Source organism: Chryseobacterium sp. IHB B 17019, from assembly GCF_001456155.1.
Taxonomy (GTDB): Bacteria; Bacteroidota; Bacteroidia; order Flavobacteriales; family Weeksellaceae; genus Chryseobacterium.
Map to the genome: position 1 here is coordinate 2,348,550 of NZ_CP013293.1, position 21,669 is coordinate 2,370,218.

Genomic DNA, 21,669 nt, shown 5'->3' on the forward strand with positions numbered 1-21,669 from the left:
TTCAAAGTTAAAAATGAATACCTGTCAAAATAATGTGTCATAACAACTTTTGGAGGAATTAAAATTTTTAACCAGTTTCTAATAATTAAGTAATAAATTCAACAGTTCAGATGTTATAATAATATGAAGACAATCTGGATATTCATTGTATTTTTTATCACTTTTAATACTATTTCGGCTCAAAATATTTCTACAAAAGAAAGTTTTTTTGAAACCTCTGATCATGTGAAAATTAAATTTAAAGTTTCCGGGGAGGGTGAAGCCTGCATTTATGTTCCCGGCGGGCCCGGACAAGGTTATTCTTCGTTCGAATTATTAGGTGGAAACAGTCTCGAAAAGAATCTCAAAATGATCTATATGGATCAGCGCGGATCAGGTGAATCCGGGACTTCCGATAATTATCATCTGGATAAAATGGTTCAGGATATTGAAGAATTAAGGCAACATTTAAAGCTTGATAAAGTCTTTCTGCTTGCTCATTCTTTTGGGGGAATTATTGCTGTTAATTACGCTAAAAAATATCCTCAACATACAAAAGGACTGGTTCTGGCCAATGTCACACTCCATTTCTTAAATGATGATTCCATCAAAGAACAAATTGAGTACGGAAACGAACTTCTTCAACAGAAAAACAGAATTATTCCTAAAGACAGCCTTTCTACAGAGCTTTCGAAGATCAGTAAATCTTTACGAAAGAAAAGAATAGGTTATAAATTCCTCACCGAAGATATTGAAACCATCAAACAAATGGATAAAATTGATTCACTTCATCCGAGAATCATAGATTTTGGAATGGCAGTTATCTCAAAACCAAAGGATTTCCCTGAATATTACACGGATTATGCTCCGCAGACAAAGATTATTAAAACTCCTGTACTTATTATCACCGGAAAACATGATAAAGCTGTTGGAACTCGGCATTATAAAACGTTTCAGTTCCCAAATCGGAAAGTAGTTTCTATTGATGGCGGGCATCTTTTGTATTATGAGAAGAATAGAGAATTTGTAGGTGCTGTTTTTGATTTTGTGGATACAATTAATTGAAATAATGTGGGATTTCCTGTTTTGGTTTTTTGGCGCGGCCTTCGGCCGCGCCAAAAAACCAAAACAGGAAACTAAAAAAGCCTGAAAAAATTTCAGGCTTTTCTTTATGATAAGTTCAATAATTAAAACTTCAAATCCCCATTCACTTCTCTCACTGCATTTGCAGCTTCAGCGAACTTCAATTGCTCGTCAGCTGTAAGGGTAACATTTACGATGCTTTCCACTCCGTTTTTCCCGATGATCGCAGGAACACCAAGGCAGATATCGTTTTGTCCGTATTCACCTTCAAGCATTAATGAACAAGGGATCATTTTCTTTTGATCGCATGCAATTGCCTGAACCATTACAGAAACCGCTGCACCTGGCGCGTACCAAGCGGAAGTTCCCAATAATTTTGTAAGAGTTGCCCCTCCTACTTTCGTTTCTTCGATTACGTATTTTTGTTTTTCGTCGTTTAAGAATTCAGTTACAGGAACACCGTTTCTTGTTGCTTTGCTTAATAGAGGAAGCATACCTGTGTCGCTGTGAGCTGCGATTACCATTCCGTCTACGTCAGAAATTGGAGCTTCTAATGCTTCAGCCAATCTGTATTTGAATCTCGCAGAATCCAATGCCCCACCCATTCCGATGATCTTATGTTTTGGAAGACCGGAAGTTTTGTGTACAAGGTAAGCCATTGTATCCATTGGGTTAGAAACTACGATGATGATTACTTCAGGAGAGTGCTTTACTAAGTTTTCAGTAACTTCTTTTACGATACCGGCATTGATCCCGATCAATTCTTCTCTCGTCATTCCTGGTTTTCTTGGAATCCCTGAAGTGATCACGGCTACTTGAGAACCTGCAGTTTTGCTGTAATCTCCTGTTGTTCCGGTAATTTTTGTATCGAATCCGTTAAGAGATGCTGTCTGCATCAAATCCATTGCTTTACCTTCAGCAAATCCTTCTTTAATGTCTACTAAAACTACTTCTGAACAGAAGTTTTTCATAGCGATGTATTCTGCACAGCTTGCTCCTACAGCGCCTGCACCTACTACAGTTACTTTCATAATGTATACTTTTTAAAATTTATTTTTAAAATTGTCTTAAATTTTTGACTCCCAAATTTAACAATTCCTGAAAAATTGAGCAATCTTTCAAGAATTTAATTATTAACTATTTAGATTTTATTAAATTAATTGACATTTAATAAAAATGTATACAGCTTTTTTGCACCCGATAAAACCTCATCATAGCTTTCTTCAGTGACCTCAGTGTCCAGAACTTCTTTGAAATTCTTCCACATCGGGCCTGTATTCTCCTGATAGCATCCAAAGAAATTGAATGTTACATTATCAAAACCCTCTGTTTTGGAAAGCTGTTTTGCGATAACATTTCCTCCCAATGTAGAACCTTCGATCACGTACATTGCTCCTAAGGCTTCGTTTTCATTAACAAATTCAAGCTCATGAAAAGGAGTTTTGTTTTCTAAAGCAAGGCTTGCAAGGTCTTTTTCAATTAAAGGAAGCTTTTTCCTGTTGTCCAACTGAAGTTTTTCAGCATATTTATCAGAAAGGCTGTTGAATATCTTATTTTCAGAATGAAGAAGCATCAGATAATTTGTACTGATGATTTTTTTATAATCTTCGAGTGTGAAAGTTTTATTGAAAATTTTTTCAGAATTAAATAGCTTTTCGGCAGCATCGTGATATTCTGCCGTATTTTGTTTAAGATATTCTGATACCATATTTAAGATTTAAAAAGTTCCTCAAATTTAAGGTTTTTTAAATGTTAAAATAAAGGAAGTTCCCTCTTTATTGCTTTCATAATCAACATTTCCACCAATTCGTTTCATAATGCGAAAGACAATGGACAATCCTACCCCATTTCCTTTAAATTTTTTCGCATTATCCATTCTATTGAAAATTTTAAACATCTTATGTTTTTCCTCTTCCGGAATCCCGATTCCGTTATCTGAAATCCTGTAAATCACCATATCGCCTTCTTCTCTTCCGCTAATTTCTACTTGTGGCTGTTCCTGTTGGGATGAATATTTTACAGCATTGTTGATGATATTCAAAAATACCTGGTGAAGCATGGTTTTATCACCCAAAACATCGGGACATTCCTTAATAATGATCTCAGTTTTCGGGCTGTCGAATGTAATCTTGGCATTTTCCGAGATTTTGGCGATTGTATTTCCAGTAGCCAGTCTTTCAAGCTGAATTTCGCTGTGCTTCGCGCGGCTTAACTGCAAAACATCACGCATCATTTCCGCCATATTGTCAATTTCTTCAATAATGGAATTGATTTTATTTTTGCTTTTTTCAGAACCGTCATTCAGGCTGTTTAAAAGCATTTGTGCATTCAGTTTCATCACCGTCAGCGGCGTTCCCAGATCATGAGAAATTGTATAAGAAAAACTGTCGAGTTCTTCGTTTACCTTTTTAAGCTCATCATTAAGCTTTTTTATGGTGATATAATTCTTGTGTGAAGTTTCCAGGATGAGATCACGTATAGCCTGAACGGCAGCAATGTTTCTGGAATTCCACCTTTTTGAATTTCCTTTAATATTTTCCGTAAAAATCTGGAAAGAAGTTCTTGGAGAAATAATTTGTTTTTCCTCCCCGTTATAGCTGAATACTTCTATTTGTTTCTGAGGGTTTCCCGCCCAGTTGATATGCTCATCAAACTCTTTCCGGAACCAGATCAGCATTTCATTTTTGCTTCTTTCGATAAAATAAATGACAATTCCTGCCGACACTTCATCTAATTCCAGTTCTCCACCATGCTCCTTAAGAAAACTTCTGCTCAGGTAAATGTTGTCTTCAGTATTTTCATGTGCCCACTGGATAATTTTTTCAAGAACGTTCCGCTTTGGGGTCACTCCATCCGTCACAATTCTTTCATCCGAAACGATGGCAAGGCCGTCAGCTTCCGGAAGGCTCCTTATTTCAGCTTTATTTTCAATCAAAGAATCGAATAAGCTGTTGTATTTTAAGAATTCTGTTTTTAATTGTGAAGATTTTTCATTCAGTTTTAATCTGTAATTCAATTCATTTTTAGACTTGAATGAAGAATAAGCATTGGATGCTAAAGCAGTAAAAATTCCTGCCTGAACCCTGTCTTCAAGATCAATATGTTTGGCTTCGGTATTCTGACAAGTTACCAGTCCCCAAAGATGGTCATCAATAATGATAGAAATACTAAAACTGGAAGCTGCACCGGAATTTTTGATGTATTGCGCATGAATAGGTGACATTCCGCGTGAAGCAGCATAGGTAAGATCAATATTTTCTTCGGTTTTACTTAAAAGAGGAACCGTTTCTGAATATACATCACTGAAGATTCTTTTTCTTTTTTTCAGATAAAGTTCTCTGGCCTGTCTCGGAATATCGGTTTCCGGATAATGTAACCCGAGGTAGCTTTCTATATTGCCTTCTCTTCTTTCTGCAATTACCTTTCCAGAGCCGTCCATCATGAATTTATAGATCATCATCCGATCATAATTCACGATTTTTGAAAGTGTATTCAGAAGCTGTTCCCAAATTTCATGTGCATCGTCTACAATATAAAAACTGTCATATTTATTGGAAATTCTTTTATTGGGATTCGGGATTACTGCCTCGAATTCAAGAAAAATATTGTTTTTACTTCTGAAAATGGAAAAATGGTATTCTTTATCTTTAATAAAAATTTTGTCGAAATAGGTTTCGTTTTCTCTTTTTGTAAAGCGATTTAGTGAGCCATAAATTTCGGATTCGATGATACTTTTAAAACTTTCGGAAAAGTCCGTAAGCTTTTTACCGAAAAGCTGTTCCTGGTTTTCGATATTAAAAATCTCCTCAATATTCTTGCTAAAAAAAGTTATGGAATGTGTCTCTGCGTCAATGCCAATCAGATAACCAAAACTTTGTATGTAGCCCGGAATATGGATGGACTCTTCATGACACTCTACGAAATTCATATAATATTTTGATCTATCAAATATAACGAATATTTTAAAGGTATATTACTTTTACGATAGAAATACATACCACAAAAGCGTAAATAACAACAAAATAGCCGTCATTTTTATCTCAACAACAGAATAATTTCTATATGCGAAATATGAAGGAAATCCCGTAAAATATTAGATTTAATGAAATTTAACCTTCCTTATCGAAATACAGCATATAGTATTTACCTTTTTCATCCTGTCCCTGAGCCAGCATTTGTCGGTCCCCGTGGATATAGATGTGGAAGTTTTTATCTAATTTAATAATACTTTTAAAATGCCTTTGGGTTTTCTTTACAGCTGTTTCGTTGATCGGGAATTCTTCTGCAATATTGATCTGCATGTCTTGTTCGTAATCCGTTTTGAAATTGACAAAACTCTCGATCACATGCTCGTCCTGCAAAACTTCCTTATTGAATTCATCAAGGTTGAACTCTTCTTTTTCTTTAAAGAAATTAATGGATTTATTTAAAAAATCAGCCTGATCTGCCCTTGAAACTTCAAATTCCTGTGGCAATTGTTTCGTGATATAATCTTTGTACACCATTAAGGCTTCCTGTGTATGAAAATATTCGTCGTCACGTTGTTTTACCTTCAAAAAATCCTCAAACCAATAATACATATCTCCGTTTTTGTTGTTGTCAACTACAGAAAGCACATATCCGGTTTCTTTATCCTGATTGTAGATCAAAGCGGCTTTATCAATTTTCGACAAACTGATTCCCTGATCTTTTTCGATATCGAAAGTTTCATTTTTAGGAAATATCTTTAAGAATGAATCTCTTTTTTCTGTTTTAAAAATCCCGATTTTATCAACCTTTTCGCCGTTTTCTCTTTCTTCTTCAAAATATACAATGAACACTTCTCCGCCCATTACTCTTGGGTTTTCGGCAGCTTCATACATATGTTTTGCAATATTTTCGGATTCCCAAAGGAATTTTGCCTTATCATCAAAAATTTCAGACACAGAGCTGTAAATCGGGTTATTCACCAAATAAGAATCACTGTAAAAATGGAACGTTTCCTCAGATTTGAATGAACCTAAAAAATAATTTTCAAGCAATTCCGCCGTTCCTTCATCCAATTGTAATTCTTCCTGAGAAAGAATTAAAGATTCTCCGTTGATTTTATTTCCTACTCTGTGTACTATAATTTTTGAAAACATTCCTTGATTTTTTTGAAGAGACAAATATAGCGGTAAACTTCAAAGTCGGCAAGAGACGATTGCATGTATTTGGTGGTAAGAATATAATTAGTACTTTAGGCCGAACTTAACCTATTAATATGATTAAAAAGTTTTTCTTTACATTTATTTTACTTTTTGCGTGCCTTTCCCTGAAGTCACAGCAGACCAACATTTATATTATACGCCATGCAGAAAAAGATCTTTCTGATAAGACAAATACCAATCCGGATCTGAGCGAGGCAGGGAAAAAGAGAGCACAGAAACTTGTTTCGGAACTTAAAAAAGTGAAATTTTCGGCTGCATATTCTACACCTTTCAACAGAACACAAAAAACATTGAAGCCTATTGCTGATAATAATTCAATTGAAGTCACCAACTATGATCCTAAGGACAATAAAGCATTAGCAGATGAAGTTCTCAAGAAGTATTCCGGGAAAAATATTATTATTGCCGGACATTCCAACACTATTCCCGGAATATTGGAAGCTTTTGGCGTAAAAGCACCTTTTGAAATTGCCGAGGATGATTATTCCAATATATTTCATGTAAAGATCAATAAAGGAAAGGCAACGCTTACATCTTTAAAATATTAACAGATTAGACTGACATTTAAACTGGAAATTGAATAATGTGCCACGTTGACTGTAATTAAACCTCTATTTGTTACAAATTTCAGCACTTTTATTACAAAAAAACGTTAAAGTCAAGGAAAAGACAATCCTTTAAAAATCAACATTTTGTAAATTTAAATCTTACAACACCTTTCTTGAAAAGCTTTGAAACGCCGATCAACAGGGGTACCACACAACGAATACAACTCACGTTAAAGTGATTAAAATATATTTATTTTTAATGTCAGTTTGTAAGTTTGGTATAATTTTAGCCGCTCTATCAACTGTCCGAAAAATATTAATTATGATGAATGTACAAATGCAAACTATTAATCAAAAAATAGCCATTGAGTATTTAAAATTTTTCTATCCACCACTTAGAAACGAAATTACACAATTGTCTGTACAGGACAATTTCGCAGGAGCAATCCAGGCGACCATCAATTATCTGAAAGATCTTTTGCTGGAATCCAAGATCAATATCATTGCCCATCACATCAAACTGATGGACTGGATCTACAGAAACGGGAATTCCTATGTAAGAGATATCATTGAAAATCTTTTTGTAAGGTCTTTCGAGAGCTTTAAAAAACATGCAAAAATTGGAGATTGGAAATTGCTTTACCAATACATGCCTGTAAGCTTCCAGGTCATTTATAATGATCAGAGAAAGCAGGATAAAATTTTCTTTGGTAAGTAAGATTTGAATTTAAAATTAGCTCCCCGGATTTTGTCTGGGGAATTTTTTTATATTTGTAAAAATGAAAATAAGAATTATTACACTGCTGCTGTTTCAATCAGTTTTTTTATCGCTCAGATTTCCAATAAAGTAAAGAATTAGCAAAACCTTTAGAGACTATTAATTATTATTACAGAGAGGATAATTTTACTGCAATAATTAATTATATTCGGTCATAAAACGAATTCCTTATCTTTTATTAGAATTTTTACTGGTATCTGCAGCTCCGTTTGAATTTTCACACGTAATGCTTCTTGCGCGGAGGGTTCACCGTGAACAAGCATTATTTGTTGAAGCGGCTGTTCAAAATTCTTGATCCATTCAATAAGTTCAGATTGGTCTGCATGCGCCGATAATCCCGTCAATTCAACAATATTTGCTTTTACGGGATAGTATTTTCCGTGAATTTTCAACTCATGAGATTCGTTAAGCAATGCTCTTCCACGAGTACCTTCTGCCTGAAATCCTACAATTAATACTGTATTCCGGCTGTTTCCGACATCATGCTTTAAATATTCAAGAACACGACCTCCTGTCATCATACCACTGCCGGCAATTATTATTTTACTTTGTTTGTCATGAATGATTTCTGCAGTATCCGCATATTCTCTATTGATATTCATCTGTTCGATAATCTCCAGCCATTTTTCTTTATTAACAGTCGTGTATTCAGCATATTCAACCAAAATATCTGTTGCAGAAGCAGCCATTGGACTATCCATAATTACAGGAAGATTGTAAGGTATCCTATTCTGTTCCTTGAGTTGATAAAGAATATAAATCAGCTCCTGTGCTCTGCCCACCGCAAAACTGGGAATAATTATATTACCGTGGTTTTTAACAGTGAGATTGATCCAGTGTTCCAACTTATCATACAAATTGGTATTGTCATGAAGTCTGTCTCCGTAAGTAGATTCCATCACTATAAAATTTGCTTTGGTAAAAAAATCAGGGGGAGGCAAAATCGCACTGTGAGTCCGCCCGATATCTCCTGAAAAAATGATCGTTTTCTCAAAACATACTATTTCTACAGAACAGGCTCCAATGATATGCCCGCAGGGTTTGAACCTGCATTGGATATGATCACTAAGTTTAATAAAGGAGTTTTCACTAACTGTAAAAAATTGTTTAAAAGACTTTTCAGCATCATGTATCGTGTACAGTGGTTTTGCGGGATTGTGTTTGGTATAATGGTGATAATTTGCTTTCTCCGCATCCTCTTCCTGCAGTTTTGCACTATCAAGTAAGATCAATTTTGCCAATTCTTTGGTAGGTTCAGTCATATAAATTTTACCTTTAAACCCGTTTTTTACAAGAAGAGGAATATAACCGCAATGATCAAGATGGGCATGGGTAAGGATTACAATATCTATTTCTGCTACATCGACATGTAACGGTTCCCAGTTTTGTTCACGCAAAGATTTAATTCCCTGAAACAACCCGCAATCAACTAATATATTAAGTTCTGAGGTCTTTAATAAATGTTTGGATCCCGTAACTGTTTCGGCTCCTCCAAGAGATTTTAGAATGATAGTATCCATTTTTTTTATTTTTTAAACCCTGTTTCGCATTGGCCTATTTCGGCTCTGACACTTGAATAATCCTAAATGCACAACAGGGTTTTATGAATTAAAACTAAAAATTTTAGCGTATTTTGATCTCTTTTACTTCTTTTTTATCCAGATTAGTTTTACTAATAGTAATATTTAATAATCCACCTTTATAATTGGCTTTTATATGGCCTAAACTAATACTAGCAGGTAAACGGAAGCTGCGGGTAAATGAGGAAGCTGAAAATTCTTTTCTTACATAATTTTCTTTTTCTTCTTTTTTCTCGGCACCGGTTTCGGCACTGATGATCAGTGATCCGTCTTCAACGGATACTTTGAAATCTTTTTTCTTAAATCCCGGAGCTGAAACTTTTATCTTATAGACACCATTTTTATCAATAATGTTAACTGTTGGCTCAGTTTTCATCGGCTGATTAGCCGGATCATCATTCTTCCAAAAATCCTCCAGAAGAGATTCTAATGAGTAAGATTCATTTGATGGATTGTTTTTTTCTAGAGCTTTCATAATGAAATTATTTTAAGGTTTATACTCCAAAGGTATAATTGAAATAATTTTTAAATCATGATTATCGTGACGTTTTGAAATGATGTTAATCACTTTTTTCCCAGGCATCGAGAATTTCAATTATTGAGGAAACGGCTAATTTTGAGTCTGGAACGGTAATGTATTTCAATCCGGAATCCTGAATTATTGATAAACCCACGGGAACTTGTTCCTGGAATCTGAATATAAAATATTTAATCCCAAAGGATATAAGTTTCAAAATAAGACTATTTGAAACCGGGTTTTCCTGGTCAATGATTATGACAGCATTTTTCGCTTCTGCAAAATGGACTGTGGCTTCACTTAAAGGATCTACTATAATCGTAATTTTATGTTTTTTACGATTAGCCAAAGCAAGAAGCTTTTTATCTTCCTGGCTGATATTATAAACTACGACTTTCATATCATCTGTTCTATCTTCAAATGTATTGAACTGCATAGAACTGATAAATGCATGAAATCATTATAAAAAGTGATAGAGATTAGTTTTTAAGCTTTTGAAGTCTTAAAGCATCAAGTATGGTAATCTTCCCGGCACTCCTGTCTATTAAATTTTCTTCTTTAAAATCACTGAGAATTCTGCTTACCGTTTCAATAGCCATTCCGGCCATAGAAGCAAGGTTTTCTCTTGAAACTTCAAAATTTTCGGCGTGAGGATGCTTTGCATGAAGTTTAAGCAGTACTTCTGCCATTCTTTTTCTTACAGAAAAATAAGCAAGCTGCAATAACTGTTCTTCGTGGGTAATAACATTTTGTGCAAGAATTTTGATGAATTTTTCTGCCACATCAGGATATTTATACAGTAATTGATCAATAACTTCTCTGGGAACTGAGCATAAGGTGGCATCTTCCAATACTTCAGCCGTCTCTTTATATTCTTTTCCGGCAAATAAGGAAGTGATTCCAAAATATTCTTCCGGGCCGTAGACTGCTGTCATAAGCTCTTTCCCGTCTTCGGTCATTTTTGTTGTTTTTACTGAACCGGATATAATTAAGTAGACAGCATTTGCAGTATCTCCCTCGTAATATATAATTTGCTTCTTTTTAAAGGATTTCACTTTTCGTTCATCAAAAGATTTCTTTAATTCATCAAGTCCGTGTGAACCATGAAATAAATTGGTCATTTGAGTAAGAATATTGCTGTAAAGGCTTTTCTGACGTTCTTTCTTTTTTAATCGGCTTTCAATAGCACTGAGAAGTTCTATATCATCAAAAGGTTTAGTAAGATAGTCATCCGCACCCATTTCTATTCCTTTTCGGATTTCTACACGGTCTGTTTTTGCGGTTATAAAAATAAAAGGTATGAGCGCAGTATCTTCTCTTTTGCCTAAAAGATGCAAAACCCCATATCCGTCAAGTTCCGGCATCATAATATCGCATAATATCACATCCGGGATATGTTTAATAGCCAGCTCTACTCCCTGTTTACCATTAGAAGCCTGAAATACTTCATAACTGGCAAGCTGAAGGATTTCCGAAGTGCTTTCGCGGATATCGTCATTATCTTCGATTATCAATATGCGTGTTTTTTCCATTGGAACTAAATTGGAGTACTATTATCTGAATTTTTCTGGAATGCTAAGGTAAACTCGGTTCTTTCGCCTGATTTACTTTCAAAATGGATCCTGCCATTCATAAGATTTACATACCGCTGCACAATATTAAGACCTAATCCTGTTCCGGGAATATTTCCTGTATTATGGGCTCTGAAAAAAGCCTGAAAAAGGCCGGATTGATCTTCCTCAGGTATTCCTATTCCATTATCTTTTACGGAAAATACATACCTGTCTTCATTTATTTCTGTAGAGAATTCAATCAACGTATGTTCTCCCGAATATTTTATGGCATTGCTCATTAAGTTCATTAAACAATTTCTTAATAAGTTTTGATCGAGATTTATTTCACTTTCTGATCCTGTGTGCTGATAGATAATAATTTGATCTTCTTTGGTTATAAGCTGCATTTCATCAGTAAGTTCTTCTGAAAACTTAACAATATCAAATGAGTCAAAATGAGGTTTTACAATCCCAGTATCCAATTTTTCTAAGGAAAGAAAATCATTGAGAATGGAATTCAGACTGGCAATTGCATTTTTTATCTTATGAAGATGTTTTAATATTTGGATATTGTCTGAAGTTTGAAGATATTTTTCAATAAGTACGGCAGAAAGCTGCATAGAACTTAAAGGAGTTCGGAATTCGTGTGATGCCATGGACACAAAACGACTTTTCATTTTGTTAAGATATTTTTCTTTTTCCAGTGATATGTTGGCCTCTTCCTTTGCCAGTTCCAGTTCATGAAGCATCTTCTTCAGGGATTTGGTCCTGTTTTCTACTAATTCTTCAAGTTCACCGGCATACCTTTTAAGAGATTCTTCCGCCTCTTTTTCTTTGGAAAGATCATGGATAAAGCCTGTATAAATTATTCTGTCCTGATATTGCACTTCGCTTACGGCAAGCCTGAAAGGAAATTGTGACCCGTCTTTTCTTAATCCTTTAACTTCCCTGCCCTTTCCGATGATCTTTTTTTCACCCGTACTTTGATAATGATGCAGATAACCATCGTGTCGGCTTTTATCCGGCTCAGGCATTAATATTGAAATATTTTTCCCTATTAATTCTTCTTCTTCTTCATATCCGAAAATTTTTAATGCAGAGGGATTCAGACTTTCTATTCTCCCCCTGTTATCAATAGTTATAATACCGTCAATAGCCGTTTCAATAATGGCCTGCAATAGTTTGGCACTTTCCATAGCGTATGTGTTACCATAAAGGTATGAATTTTAGGACAACCATCACATCTGATATGAAAAATGTTATATTTAAATAATAGTAACTTTAATATGAATTAATACATTTTGGGTGTTAAATTTTAAATAATTAAAAATAAATATGCCCACCTTCAGGAATGATTAATAATGGAATTTCCAATTCATTTGCCTGTCTTACGGCATGGCTGCCCTGGATAAACCCATCAAAAAAACCTCTGTAATGATGTCCCATGATCAGCATGTCAATATCTTTATTTTTTAGTATTTCTAAACCATAATCTATATTTTCGCTGTAAATACAGTTATAGCAAATTTTGCCATCAAGATTTTTTAAAAACAATTCTTTTTTGTGCTCATACGCTGTGTCTTCTATCACATCATTATTACTCTGAATGATATGGGTAATCAGAAGTTCAGCGTCAAAGTAATCTGCAAACTTTATTAAAGATTGGGCGGTCTTTATATCCTTCTTATTAAGATCTGTTGCAAAAGCGATCTTTTTTAATCCTTTATATTGATGATTTTGAGGAATTAACAGAAGCGGATGCTGTGTATTTTTAATCATCTTAATGCTGTTGCTTCCAAAAATAAAACGGGTAAGCATTCCGGCTCCCTGCATTCCCATTACAATTAATAAGGTTTTATTATCAGCGGCTGTACTATTGACCAGCTGGACAACATCACTCCCTTCACAGATCTGCTGGATGGTAGGATGAAAAGGGAAAGCCTCATCTCCCCATAAGGTTTTTGCTTTATTTTCCAGGCTTTTTGCCAGCTTTTTCAGCTCTTTGCTATTTTCGTCCTGCAACGCAGGATATTCATATAAGGCCCACGCAGTCTGTCCAAGCATAGGACTATCAACCGGCAGTGCAAAGGCATGGCACAAATCAATATTACACTTTAGAGCATTAGCCAGATAAAGTGCATAAAATGCAGCATTTCTCGCTGGTTTTGAATAGTCTGTAGGTACTACAATAGTTCTCATAATTTTAATATTTATTTTGGTTAAATTTATTTTCGAGCGAATCATCAAAATGGTAAATATCTTTATAGAATATCGGTTTTCCGTCTTTTATTAGGCGGGTCAGATAAGTAATGATGATAGGAACCGGCTGTTTCAAAACAAAATCTTTTCTTTTGTACTCAGCCATTGCATTTTCTAAATTGGGGATCAGATTTTTAGATCCATCATTTTTCAAGATCAGAGATGCGAGTTCTTTTGCATTTTCAACACGAATGCAACCGTGGCTCAAAGCCCTCTCGCTTTTATTAAACAATTGTTTCTGAGAAGTATCATGAAGATATACTCCATAAGAGTTCTCAAATCTAAAAACCACCGCTCCTAATGCATTATCACATCCCGAAGATTGTCTTATGCTATATTTGTAGGGATTTTGACGGATTTCTTTTAATTTAGATGAAGTTATTTCCACCTCATTACCATGTTTATCATAAACTGAATAGTGGTGATCTGCCAGATAACTGCTGTTTTTCAGGATTTTCGGCAGCATTTCTTTCACGAATATGCCTTGAGGAACCTTCCAGTCGGGGGCTGTTGTAAAATAATTAATATTGCTTTCCAAAACCGGAGTTTTGGTTGACGGTTTTCCTATAATAACTTTAAAATCAGATACACTGTCTTTTTGGTGAAATTCTAACGTATAAGAAGGAATATTTACTAAAATATACGGGATATTTTGGTTATTAATCCATCTGAGACGCTCCATATTAATGATGATTTTTTGTGTTTCCGATTGGGGCGTTATACAATCATTTTCTGCATAAAGTGCATTCAAATAATCCTGAAAGTCTGTATACGCTTTGATTGTAGGCTGAACATCAACGATCACCTTAAGAAAATCTACATGCTGTCTGGCATACTGCAGTACATTCTCTGCGCGAAATTCTTTAATATCATTTGTATCAATATAGGATGAACTGTAGGAAGGATTATATTTTCCAAAATGAAGGTTATTAATGAAAGTAATAAGAGCATCTGTCATGAGAATATCAAACATTGCTTTTTCTTTTTGAGTCGTTTCTGTGGGTTTATCTCTCAGCTTTCTTAATTTTTCCAGAGAAATAACATCCAGATGATAGTCAGATAGTGACAATCCAAAACGATAGGAATACTCCAGCAATAGCATCGCCAGTTCAGACTGACCCGACTTTTCTCCGGCATCGAACCATGCATATTCAGTATTATTTTTTGCATAAAAGCGGATCACCGATTGAGGATAATGCAGTTTTGTGAGGTTAGTATTTTCTGCAAGTAAGGAAGTAATCGGGTTACTCGTTTTCAAATCCTGAGCCAGTAGCATCACTGCGCAGAAAAGACTCGTTGTGAAGGTTAATAAAGCTTTCATAATCTGAATATTTGTAGCAAATTTCCAAATTATGTCCTTCCTAAATAATGATTCCTGTCACGTAAAAAAATGATCTTATAGTTGTTTTAGTTTTAAAAATACTAGAGGGTATAAAAAATCAAAATTACCAAAGAAAATCTTAACTCATTGAGAATAGCAAATGTATGTATGCAGGTTTATATTTTTTTTTTAAATAAAACTGTATTTATTGTTTTTGAATTTCTTTATATAATCGCTCTACATTTTCTTTTTTAAAAAGTCCTGTTCCTTCGGCCATTGTAGTGGCAGATCCACACGCGATTCCCATAGACAGGATTTCTTTATAATTGCCGTCTTGTATTAAAACAGAAAGCATTCCGGCAACCATGCTGTCCCCGGCACCAACCGTACTTTTTACTTCTACATCTGGTGCTGCAATTTGAATTTTTTCATTAGCAGAAAATAGAACAGCTCCCCGAGATCCTAATGATACTACCACTATTTCAGCTTTTCCCTGTGAAATTATAAATTGGGCTGCTTCGTCTACATCCGTCTCTTCCAGCTTTTCCTTTCCTACCAAAGCAGCCAGTTCTCCTATATTGGGTTTTATTAAAAAAACACCTTCTTCCACTGCTGTTTTCAGAGCTTCCCCTGATGTATCAATAATTACCTTACTTCCCTTTGACTTACATGTACCCACAAGCTGTCTTATAAAATCCTGATCGGTTTCCGCCGGCAAACTGCCGCTGATAACCACAAAGTCCGGAAACGGGTTCATTACCATTATTCTGGTTAAAATTTTCTTCTGTTCTGCCTGCGTTAGCCTTTCTCCAGGGAATCCAAATCTATACTGTTTGTTACTGGCCGTATCCAGAACCATAAAATTTTCCCTGGTCTCTTCACCAATATGGAATGGTGATATATTCAACTGCTCGGCTTGAAGCAAATCTTCAAGCAATCTACCGGTTCTGCCACCCGAAGTAAAAAAGACATCTGATACTATTCCCAATCTTTTTAGGCCCCTGGATACATTAACTCCACCTCCTCCAGCCTCATACTTAGGAGAATTACAGCGTAATTTCTTTTCCGGAACGATGTTTTGAACACTGCTGCTCTTGTCTACCGACGGGTTTAATGTGATTGTTAAAACAGATTTTTTCATTTCTTATTTTTTTAATATTATAGAATTCTAAGGCATATAATACCAACAAATCCGTTGGACAAATACAAGTAACAGACAGTCAAAAAATATTGCTTCTATTATTCAAATTTCAACAATAAAAGACATACTGCCAAATATTTAATTTGATCAACATCACATTTCCTCGTGACCTCTATCATCCTATTTTCAATAAGGTTTCCTGACCTTTGAAATATAAAATTTATACCAACATGAAAACAGATGCAGAATTACAAAAAGATGTTCAGGATGCCATGAAATGGGAGCCTCTCCTTCATTCAGCAGAAATAGGAGTTATTGTAAAAAACGGAATTGTAACCCTTACAGGACCTGTGGACAGCTATGCGAAAAAACTACAGGCAGAACATGCCGCAAAAAATGTTTCGGGAGTAAAGGTTTTAGTGGAAAATATCGAAGTCAGATTACCCGATCCTCGGTCAAAAACTGATGCAGAAATTGCCAGTGAAATTGTCGCTGCATTTGAATCGAATACATTTATTCCCGAAGAAAAAATAACGGTAAAAGTTGAAAATGGATGGGTAGATTTAGATGGTGAGGTGTCCTGGGATTATCTACGTGACATTACAGAAAATGCCGTAAGATATCTTCCCGGGGTAAAGGGTATTTATAATAACATCACTATCAATCCCGAAATTAAGGATCATATTGATAAACAAGACATTGAAAAGGCCCTTGAGAGAAGCTCCATTGACAGCAGTGAGATCAACGTATCAGTATCTGGCAAAACAGTTACATTGTCAGGGACAGTACACACCTGGCATCAAAAGGAAGAGGCCGGCCGCATTGTCTGGAAAGCTCCCGGTATACAAGATGTAAAAAATGAGCTAACAGTGGATTATGAGTATGATCTTTAATTCATAAGTATCCTATCTCTTAGGCATTGTAAAATGCATATAAATATTTATCAACATAACATCATGGAAACCTATTTTAAAAGAAACCTTAGTCTTGTAGGCAATATAGTTTAGTTCTCCAGCCGGTTTTTTAAAGAAATTCTTAAGCCGGGATTTGAGTGGAAAGAGTTTATCAAACAGTGTTTTGTTGTGGGCTACCAGTCGTTACCATTAGTAACGATAACAGCCTTTATTATGGGATTGGTACTCACCATACAGTCGCGTCCGGCTATGGCAAGGTTTGGTGCAGAGTCCCTGATACCCGGAATGGTTTCACTTTCGTTAATAAGAGAGATTGCTCCGGTTATTACGGCATTAATTTGCGCCGGAAGAGTATCATCAGGCATTGGTGCAGAATTAGGATCCATGAAAGTAACAGAACAAATTGATGCTATGGAAGTGTCAGCAATCAATCCGTATCGGTATCTGGTGGTGACCAGAACCCTGGCTACAACATTAATGATCCCTGTTTTAGTAATTTATGCTGATCTGATCGGGATTATGGGTGGTTTCATCGGCATCAATATGCACGGAGAAAGCAATATCCAGCATTATTTTGCCCATGTTTTTGAATCCTTGGAATATGCTGATATTGTACCGGCTATCATCAAAACCTTTTTCTTTGGTTTTTTTATTGGGATTATTGGCTGCTATGAAGGGTTTAATGCTTCGGGCGGAACAAAAGGCGTGGGAAAAGCAGCCAATTCAGGAGTAGTCACCGCCTCTTTGATGATTTTTATTATTGATCTGATAGCCGTACAGGTAACCGATTTATTATTTGAATTGTAATGGAAAACAAGAAATCTACCACTGAATATCAGGAATTGCCAAGCTGTGAACCATTGATAGAATTTAAAAATGTTTACAAATCATATGGCAGTAATAAGGTATTGAACGGCATCAGCTTTACCGTTAACAGAGGAGAAAATCTGGTCATATTGGGGAGATCCGGCTCGGGTAAATCAGTTGCGGTTAAATGCCTGGTCGGCCTTACCAAAGTGGATAAAGGAGAAATACTAATATTGGGAGAAGATATAACAAAACTCAATGAAGAAGAACTTAACCGGATCCGGATGAAAATCGGTTTTTTGTTTCAAAACGGTGCCTTATACGATTCCATGACCGTTAAGGAGAATTTGATATTTACACTACAGCACAATCATAAGAATCTTACTCAACAGGAAATGGAGTCTGCTGTTAAAGAAGCATTACAAAACGTAGGACTGGAAGAAGCCATTGATCAGTTACCGGCAGAACTATCCGGAGGAATGAGAAAGAGAATAGGACTGGCAAGAGCATTAATCATTAATCCTGAAATAATAATTTATGATGAACCAACAGGAGGTTTAGATACGATCACAGCCCGTGAAATTATTGAGCTCATCCGAAATATCAAACTAAAATACCATACCTCATCCATTATTATAACACACGATTTAACCTGTGCAAAATATACCGGTGACAGAATCATCGTCCTGAAAGACGGTCTAATTAAAGCCGAAGGCAGCTATAAAGACATAGAAAACAACGCCGATGATTGGGTAAAATCTTTTTTTGAAAAATAAATAAAGCCATGAGCAATGAATCATCAAACAACTGGAAATTGGGAATATTTGTTACAGCAGGTATCCTTCTTTTCATAACAGCCATCTACTTTATTGGTGTCAACAGAAATCTGTTTGGCTCTAATTTCGTTTTGCGCTCGGAATTCAAGAATGTGAGCGGGCTAAAGCAGGGCAGCAATGTGCGTCTTTCCGGTATTAATATAGGAACGGTTAATACAATAGATTTTGTTTCAGATTCATTGGTTGTGGTCAAGTTATTAATCCGAAAGGATGTACAAAAATATATTAAAACAGATGCGGTTGCCAGTATAGCATCAGACGGATTAATGGGTGATAAAATTCTTATTATTTCGCCCGGTACCACCTCTACTACCATCGTGAAAGATAATGATATGATTGTTTCTTATAAAACCATTGAAATAGATGATCTATTCTCAAGTGTAAAACAAAGCGCCGACAACGCCAAAGCAATTACTGATGAACTTGTCAAGTTCAGTGCTAAAATGAATAACAAGAATAGTTTATTAACAAAAATAATGACTGATAAAGATTTTGCTTCGAGAATTGACAGAACCATAGAAAATCTACAGATAAGCGCTCAGGAACTGGCAAAATTCACTCCCATCCTGAATAATAAAAACGGAACGGTTGCAAAAATATTTACCGATAAGAAATGGTCGAATAATATTGAAAGCAGCATTACCAACTTGCAGAACAGCTCTCATGAAATCAGTATTTTCACTACAAAACTTAATGATAAAAATAATGTGCTTTCTCAGCTGTCTTCCAACGATACTTTGGCTATTTCAATAGAAAAAACAGTCCGTAATCTTGAAAAAAGCTCGGATGATCTCATACAGTTTACTTCAAAAATCAATAATGATGAGAATGTGCTATCCAAGCTTACTAATAATCCCAAACTTGGCAGCTCCGTAGATTCCACGATTATCAATATTGGGAAAGGTGTCGATGAACTCAGGGAAATAGAAGCCGCCGCGAAGAATAACTTTTTGTTAAGGGGCTATTTTAATAAAAAGAAAAAAGAAGCTGAAAGACAAAAAAGATGATTATTGTTAATCCATTCAAAAGTATGATTCATTTATTCTTACCGCCATGCCAAGCTACTACAAAATTCACAGAAAAGAAATCGGCCTGATCATTGGTCTTTTACTAAGTGTATTGAGTTTTATAACTAATCCTTTTACATTATCTCATCACGCCAGCCAGGTACTTTCTGTTGCTGTTCTTATGATTATCTGGTGGATATTTGAAGCGGTGCCTATGCCTGTTACCGCTTTAATACCTCTTATTTTATTTCCTGCTTTTGGTATTTCTTCCATAAAAGAAGTCGCTCAAAGCTATGCAGATCCAATCGTTTTTTTATTTATGGGAGGTTTTTTCATTGCAATAGCCATTGAAAAATGGAGCCTTCACAAAAGAATAGCCCTTGGCATTATAAGAATTACAGGAACTAATGGAAACCGCATTATCCTCGGGTTTATTATGGCCACGGGTTTCCTCAGTTTATGGCTTAGTAATACCGCGACGACCATGATGATGTATCCTTTGGCCGTATCAGTCATCCACGTCGTTAAGAATCACAATAAAAATGAAAAAAATACACAAAACTTTTCTTTGGCACTTCTTCTTTCTATAGCTTATGCCTCCAACTTTGCTCTGGGTACTGTCATTGCAACCCCTCCAAATGTTGCTTATGTGGGATATATTAAAGACAGGTTCAATTACACCATCGGCTTCTCTGACTGGATGATGCTGTTTTTACCGCTGACTTTAGTTTTATTATTAATGCTTTACGGAGTACTTGTAAAAATCATGTATCCTAATAATATCCAACACAATGATGAGGCCTCAGACACAATAAAAAAATCCCAACTTCAGTTGGGAGCAATAAGCAGACCCGAAGTACGAGTCCTGCTGATCTTCATTTTTACCGTTTTATTATGGATTTCAAAAGATCTGCTGAACAAATGGCAAACTTTTTTAGAACTGGATGACACGGTTATTGCCCTATTGAGTGCTGTTCTGTTATTCTTAATTCCATCCGGTAATAAAAAAAACAGAAGACCTGAAAGATTACTTGTTTGGCGCGATACTCAAAAGATGGCGTGGGACATACTGCTGTTATTTGGAGGAGGGATTGCATTGGCCAATGCTCTTGAGGCATCACAGTTAGCCACTGAGTTGGCCAGCGGACTGGCCTACATTACTGCAGATAATCTTCTTTTAATTATACTGACAATATCTGCCATTTCCATTTTTTTAAGCGAAGTGATCAGTAATCTGGCTTTAGTGATGATCCTTTCGCCGGTAGTGACTACCCTAGCCTTGTCTTTGCACATTGATCCCCTTCTACTTGGAATTCCAATGACATTAAGTGCAAGCTGCTCATCTATGCTTCCTATGGGAACTCCTCCAAATGCAATAATCTTTGCAAGAGGCAACATACAAATTCAGACGATGATGAAAACAGGATTTGTACTTAATATCATTTGTATAATCATCATTTCGTTGGTATGCTGGTTTTTTATCCCCATGATGCCGGGTATGAAATTATAAAACCAAAGGATCATATTATATTAATCCTCTTTTATTTTAGGCTTGATTTCTTTGACATACATCATCAGACTTTCTTCAATACAAGCGAAAGCTTCTTCTTTATTTTTAAAACCAAATACCTCGACAGTTTTTCCTTCTAATTTTTTATATTCTTCAAAAAAATTCTGAATTCCATTAATCGTGTAAACCGGCAGATCTTCAATATCATGAACATGCGCCAGGGAGGAATCATTTTCGACTACAGCTATTATTTTATGGTCTTTTTTATCCTCATCTGTCATTTCCAGTATTCCTACCACTCTTGCCTCAACCAAGGTTAGCGGAACGAGGCTTTCCCAGCATAAAACCAAAATATCTAACGGATCTCCGTCACTGTAATAAGTCTGTGGTATGATTCCATAATTGGCAGGATAATACATAGAGGATAAAAGAATCCTATCCAGTCTTATCAGTCCTGATTGTTTGTCAATTTCGTATTTTGTATGGCTGCCACTGGGTATTTCAATAACAGCGGTAACTATTTGTGGCAGATTCTCTCCTGGTGAAACGTCATGCCATGGGTGTTGGTTTCCTATCATTATCTTAAGGTATTAATTTTTTAGCTAAAAGAAGAGCACTCTTGAATGGGTGCCCTTCTTCCTCTGAGA

General features: G+C 35.6%; 20 protein-coding genes and 1 pseudogene. 8 read left to right on the plus strand and 13 right to left on the minus strand.

Features of this window, described 5'->3' with window-relative positions; genetic code table 11:
* Positions 1-123: 123 nt before the first annotated feature.
* Positions 124-1,044 carry an alpha/beta fold hydrolase gene (locus tag ATE47_RS10850; RefSeq protein ID WP_062161992.1) on the plus strand — a complete coding sequence of 307 codons (921 nt, stop codon included), beginning with the start codon at positions 124-126 and terminating at the stop codon, positions 1,042-1,044.
* Positions 1,045-1,166: 122 nt separating this feature from the next.
* Here ATE47_RS10850 and ATE47_RS10855 read toward each other — a convergent pair whose 3' ends face one another.
* The 4 genes from ATE47_RS10855 to ATE47_RS10870 all read right to left on the minus strand — a co-directional run bounded on the left by ATE47_RS10855 (position 1,167) and on the right by ATE47_RS10870 (position 6,185).
* Positions 1,167-2,093, minus strand: a complete 927-nt coding sequence (locus tag ATE47_RS10855; protein WP_062161993.1) for a malate dehydrogenase — start codon at positions 2,091-2,093, stop codon at positions 1,167-1,169.
* A gap of 125 nt (positions 2,094-2,218) precedes the next feature.
* Complete coding sequence (locus tag ATE47_RS10860; RefSeq protein WP_062161994.1) at positions 2,219-2,770, minus strand: biliverdin-producing heme oxygenase; 552 nt, start codon at positions 2,768-2,770, stop codon at positions 2,219-2,221.
* A gap of 27 nt (positions 2,771-2,797) precedes the next feature.
* Positions 2,798-4,990 (minus strand): ATP-binding protein, encoded by a 2,193-nt coding sequence (locus ATE47_RS10865; RefSeq protein ID WP_062161995.1) that lies wholly within the window; start codon positions 4,988-4,990, stop codon positions 2,798-2,800.
* A 181-nt stretch (positions 4,991-5,171) separates the two neighbouring features.
* Positions 5,172-6,185, minus strand: a complete 1,014-nt coding sequence (locus ATE47_RS10870; protein ID WP_062163519.1) for a nucleoid-associated protein — start codon at positions 6,183-6,185, stop codon at positions 5,172-5,174.
* 119 nt (positions 6,186-6,304) lie between these two features.
* Here ATE47_RS10870 and ATE47_RS10875 point away from each other — a divergent pair, with 119 nt between their 5' ends.
* On the plus strand, positions 6,305-6,799 hold the full coding sequence (locus ATE47_RS10875) for a phosphoglycerate mutase family protein (RefSeq protein ID WP_062161996.1): 495 nt from the start codon (positions 6,305-6,307) through the stop codon (positions 6,797-6,799).
* Positions 6,800-7,121: 322 nt separating this feature from the next.
* The gene (locus ATE47_RS10880; RefSeq protein WP_062161997.1) at positions 7,122-7,517 is read left to right on the plus strand and encodes a DUF7674 family protein; all 396 of its coding nucleotides are present in this window, start codon (positions 7,122-7,124) and stop codon (positions 7,515-7,517) included.
* A gap of 212 nt (positions 7,518-7,729) precedes the next feature.
* Here the strand turns inward: ATE47_RS10880 and ATE47_RS10885 are convergent, their stop codons facing one another.
* The 8 genes from ATE47_RS10885 to ATE47_RS10920 all read right to left on the minus strand — a co-directional run bounded on the left by ATE47_RS10885 (position 7,730) and on the right by ATE47_RS10920 (position 15,948).
* The gene (locus tag ATE47_RS10885; RefSeq protein WP_062161998.1) at positions 7,730-9,097 is read right to left on the minus strand and encodes an MBL fold metallo-hydrolase RNA specificity domain-containing protein; all 1,368 of its coding nucleotides are present in this window, start codon (positions 9,095-9,097) and stop codon (positions 7,730-7,732) included.
* 103 nt (positions 9,098-9,200) lie between these two features.
* The gene (locus ATE47_RS10890; RefSeq protein WP_062161999.1) at positions 9,201-9,632 is read right to left on the minus strand and encodes an Hsp20/alpha crystallin family protein; all 432 of its coding nucleotides are present in this window, start codon (positions 9,630-9,632) and stop codon (positions 9,201-9,203) included.
* A gap of 85 nt (positions 9,633-9,717) precedes the next feature.
* A complete protein-coding gene (locus ATE47_RS10895; protein WP_062162000.1) occupies positions 9,718-10,110 on the minus strand; it encodes a hypothetical protein in 393 nt (130 codons plus the stop codon).
* A gap of 43 nt (positions 10,111-10,153) precedes the next feature.
* A complete protein-coding gene (locus tag ATE47_RS10900; RefSeq protein WP_062162001.1) occupies positions 10,154-11,206 on the minus strand; it encodes a response regulator in 1,053 nt (350 codons plus the stop codon).
* 5 nt (positions 11,207-11,211) lie between these two features.
* Complete coding sequence (locus ATE47_RS10905; RefSeq protein ID WP_062162002.1) at positions 11,212-12,423, minus strand: PAS domain-containing sensor histidine kinase; 1,212 nt, start codon at positions 12,421-12,423, stop codon at positions 11,212-11,214.
* Between the two features lie 127 nt (positions 12,424-12,550).
* Entirely contained in the window at positions 12,551-13,426 is an 876-nt protein-coding gene (locus ATE47_RS10910) for a universal stress protein (RefSeq protein ID WP_062163520.1), read from the minus strand.
* 4 nt (positions 13,427-13,430) lie between these two features.
* Complete coding sequence (locus ATE47_RS10915) at positions 13,431-14,807, minus strand: L,D-transpeptidase family protein (protein ID WP_062162003.1); 1,377 nt, start codon at positions 14,805-14,807, stop codon at positions 13,431-13,433.
* A gap of 205 nt (positions 14,808-15,012) precedes the next feature.
* Entirely contained in the window at positions 15,013-15,948 is a 936-nt protein-coding gene (locus ATE47_RS10920; RefSeq protein WP_062162004.1) for a 1-phosphofructokinase family hexose kinase, read from the minus strand.
* Positions 15,949-16,178: 230 nt separating this feature from the next.
* On the opposite strand from ATE47_RS10920, the gene ATE47_RS10925 reads away from it, so the two are divergent.
* The 5 genes and pseudogenes from ATE47_RS10925 (at position 16,179) to ATE47_RS10945 (ending at position 21,022) form a co-directional block, all read left to right on the plus strand.
* Positions 16,179-16,841 (plus strand): BON domain-containing protein, encoded by a 663-nt coding sequence (locus ATE47_RS10925; RefSeq protein ID WP_062162005.1) that lies wholly within the window; start codon positions 16,179-16,181, stop codon positions 16,839-16,841.
* A gap of 63 nt (positions 16,842-16,904) precedes the next feature.
* Positions 16,905-17,669: pseudogene (locus ATE47_RS10930) on the plus strand (MlaE family ABC transporter permease).
* A complete protein-coding gene (locus ATE47_RS10935; RefSeq protein ID WP_062162006.1) occupies positions 17,669-18,445 on the plus strand; it encodes an ABC transporter ATP-binding protein in 777 nt (258 codons plus the stop codon). Before ATE47_RS10930 ends, ATE47_RS10935 begins: the two are co-directional and overlap by 1 nt.
* An 8-nt stretch (positions 18,446-18,453) precedes the next feature.
* Positions 18,454-19,512, plus strand: a complete 1,059-nt coding sequence (locus tag ATE47_RS10940; protein ID WP_062162007.1) for an MlaD family protein — start codon at positions 18,454-18,456, stop codon at positions 19,510-19,512.
* Between the two features lie 46 nt (positions 19,513-19,558).
* Entirely contained in the window at positions 19,559-21,022 is a 1,464-nt protein-coding gene (locus tag ATE47_RS10945) for an SLC13 family permease (protein WP_062162008.1), read from the plus strand.
* A gap of 20 nt (positions 21,023-21,042) precedes the next feature.
* On the opposite strand, the gene ATE47_RS10950 is transcribed toward ATE47_RS10945, so the two are convergent.
* A complete protein-coding gene (locus tag ATE47_RS10950) occupies positions 21,043-21,600 on the minus strand; it encodes an inorganic diphosphatase (protein WP_062162009.1) in 558 nt (185 codons plus the stop codon).
* Between the last annotated feature and the right edge of the window lie 69 nt (positions 21,601-21,669).

Coding starts and splice junctions, on each gene's coding strand:
- ATE47_RS10850 (WP_062161992.1), top strand. CDS start 124: ATGAAGACAATCTGGATATTCATTGTATTTTTTATCACTTTTAATACT.
- ATE47_RS10855 (WP_062161993.1), bottom strand. CDS start 2,093: ATGAAAGTAACTGTAGTAGGTGCAGGCGCTGTAGGAGCAAGCTGTGCA.
- ATE47_RS10860 (WP_062161994.1), bottom strand. CDS start 2,770: ATGGTATCAGAATATCTTAAACAAAATACGGCAGAATATCACGATGCT.
- ATE47_RS10865 (WP_062161995.1), bottom strand. CDS start 4,990: ATGAATTTCGTAGAGTGTCATGAAGAGTCCATCCATATTCCGGGCTAC.
- ATE47_RS10870 (WP_062163519.1), bottom strand. CDS start 6,185: ATGTTTTCAAAAATTATAGTACACAGAGTAGGAAATAAAATCAACGGA.
- ATE47_RS10875 (WP_062161996.1), top strand. CDS start 6,305: ATGATTAAAAAGTTTTTCTTTACATTTATTTTACTTTTTGCGTGCCTT.
- ATE47_RS10880 (WP_062161997.1), top strand. CDS start 7,122: ATGATGAATGTACAAATGCAAACTATTAATCAAAAAATAGCCATTGAG.
- ATE47_RS10885 (WP_062161998.1), bottom strand. CDS start 9,097: ATGGATACTATCATTCTAAAATCTCTTGGAGGAGCCGAAACAGTTACG.
- ATE47_RS10890 (WP_062161999.1), bottom strand. CDS start 9,632: ATGAAAGCTCTAGAAAAAAACAATCCATCAAATGAATCTTACTCATTA.
- ATE47_RS10895 (WP_062162000.1), bottom strand. CDS start 10,110: ATGCAGTTCAATACATTTGAAGATAGAACAGATGATATGAAAGTCGTA.
- ATE47_RS10900 (WP_062162001.1), bottom strand. CDS start 11,206: ATGGAAAAAACACGCATATTGATAATCGAAGATAATGACGATATCCGC.
- ATE47_RS10905 (WP_062162002.1), bottom strand. CDS start 12,423: ATGGAAAGTGCCAAACTATTGCAGGCCATTATTGAAACGGCTATTGAC.
- ATE47_RS10910 (WP_062163520.1), bottom strand. CDS start 13,426: ATGAGAACTATTGTAGTACCTACAGACTATTCAAAACCAGCGAGAAAT.
- ATE47_RS10915 (WP_062162003.1), bottom strand. CDS start 14,807: ATGAAAGCTTTATTAACCTTCACAACGAGTCTTTTCTGCGCAGTGATG.
- ATE47_RS10920 (WP_062162004.1), bottom strand. CDS start 15,948: ATGAAAAAATCTGTTTTAACAATCACATTAAACCCGTCGGTAGACAAG.
- ATE47_RS10925 (WP_062162005.1), top strand. CDS start 16,179: ATGAAAACAGATGCAGAATTACAAAAAGATGTTCAGGATGCCATGAAA.
- ATE47_RS10935 (WP_062162006.1), top strand. CDS start 17,669: ATGGAAAACAAGAAATCTACCACTGAATATCAGGAATTGCCAAGCTGT.
- ATE47_RS10940 (WP_062162007.1), top strand. CDS start 18,454: ATGAGCAATGAATCATCAAACAACTGGAAATTGGGAATATTTGTTACA.
- ATE47_RS10945 (WP_062162008.1), top strand. CDS start 19,559: ATGCCAAGCTACTACAAAATTCACAGAAAAGAAATCGGCCTGATCATT.
- ATE47_RS10950 (WP_062162009.1), bottom strand. CDS start 21,600: ATGATAGGAAACCAACACCCATGGCATGACGTTTCACCAGGAGAGAAT.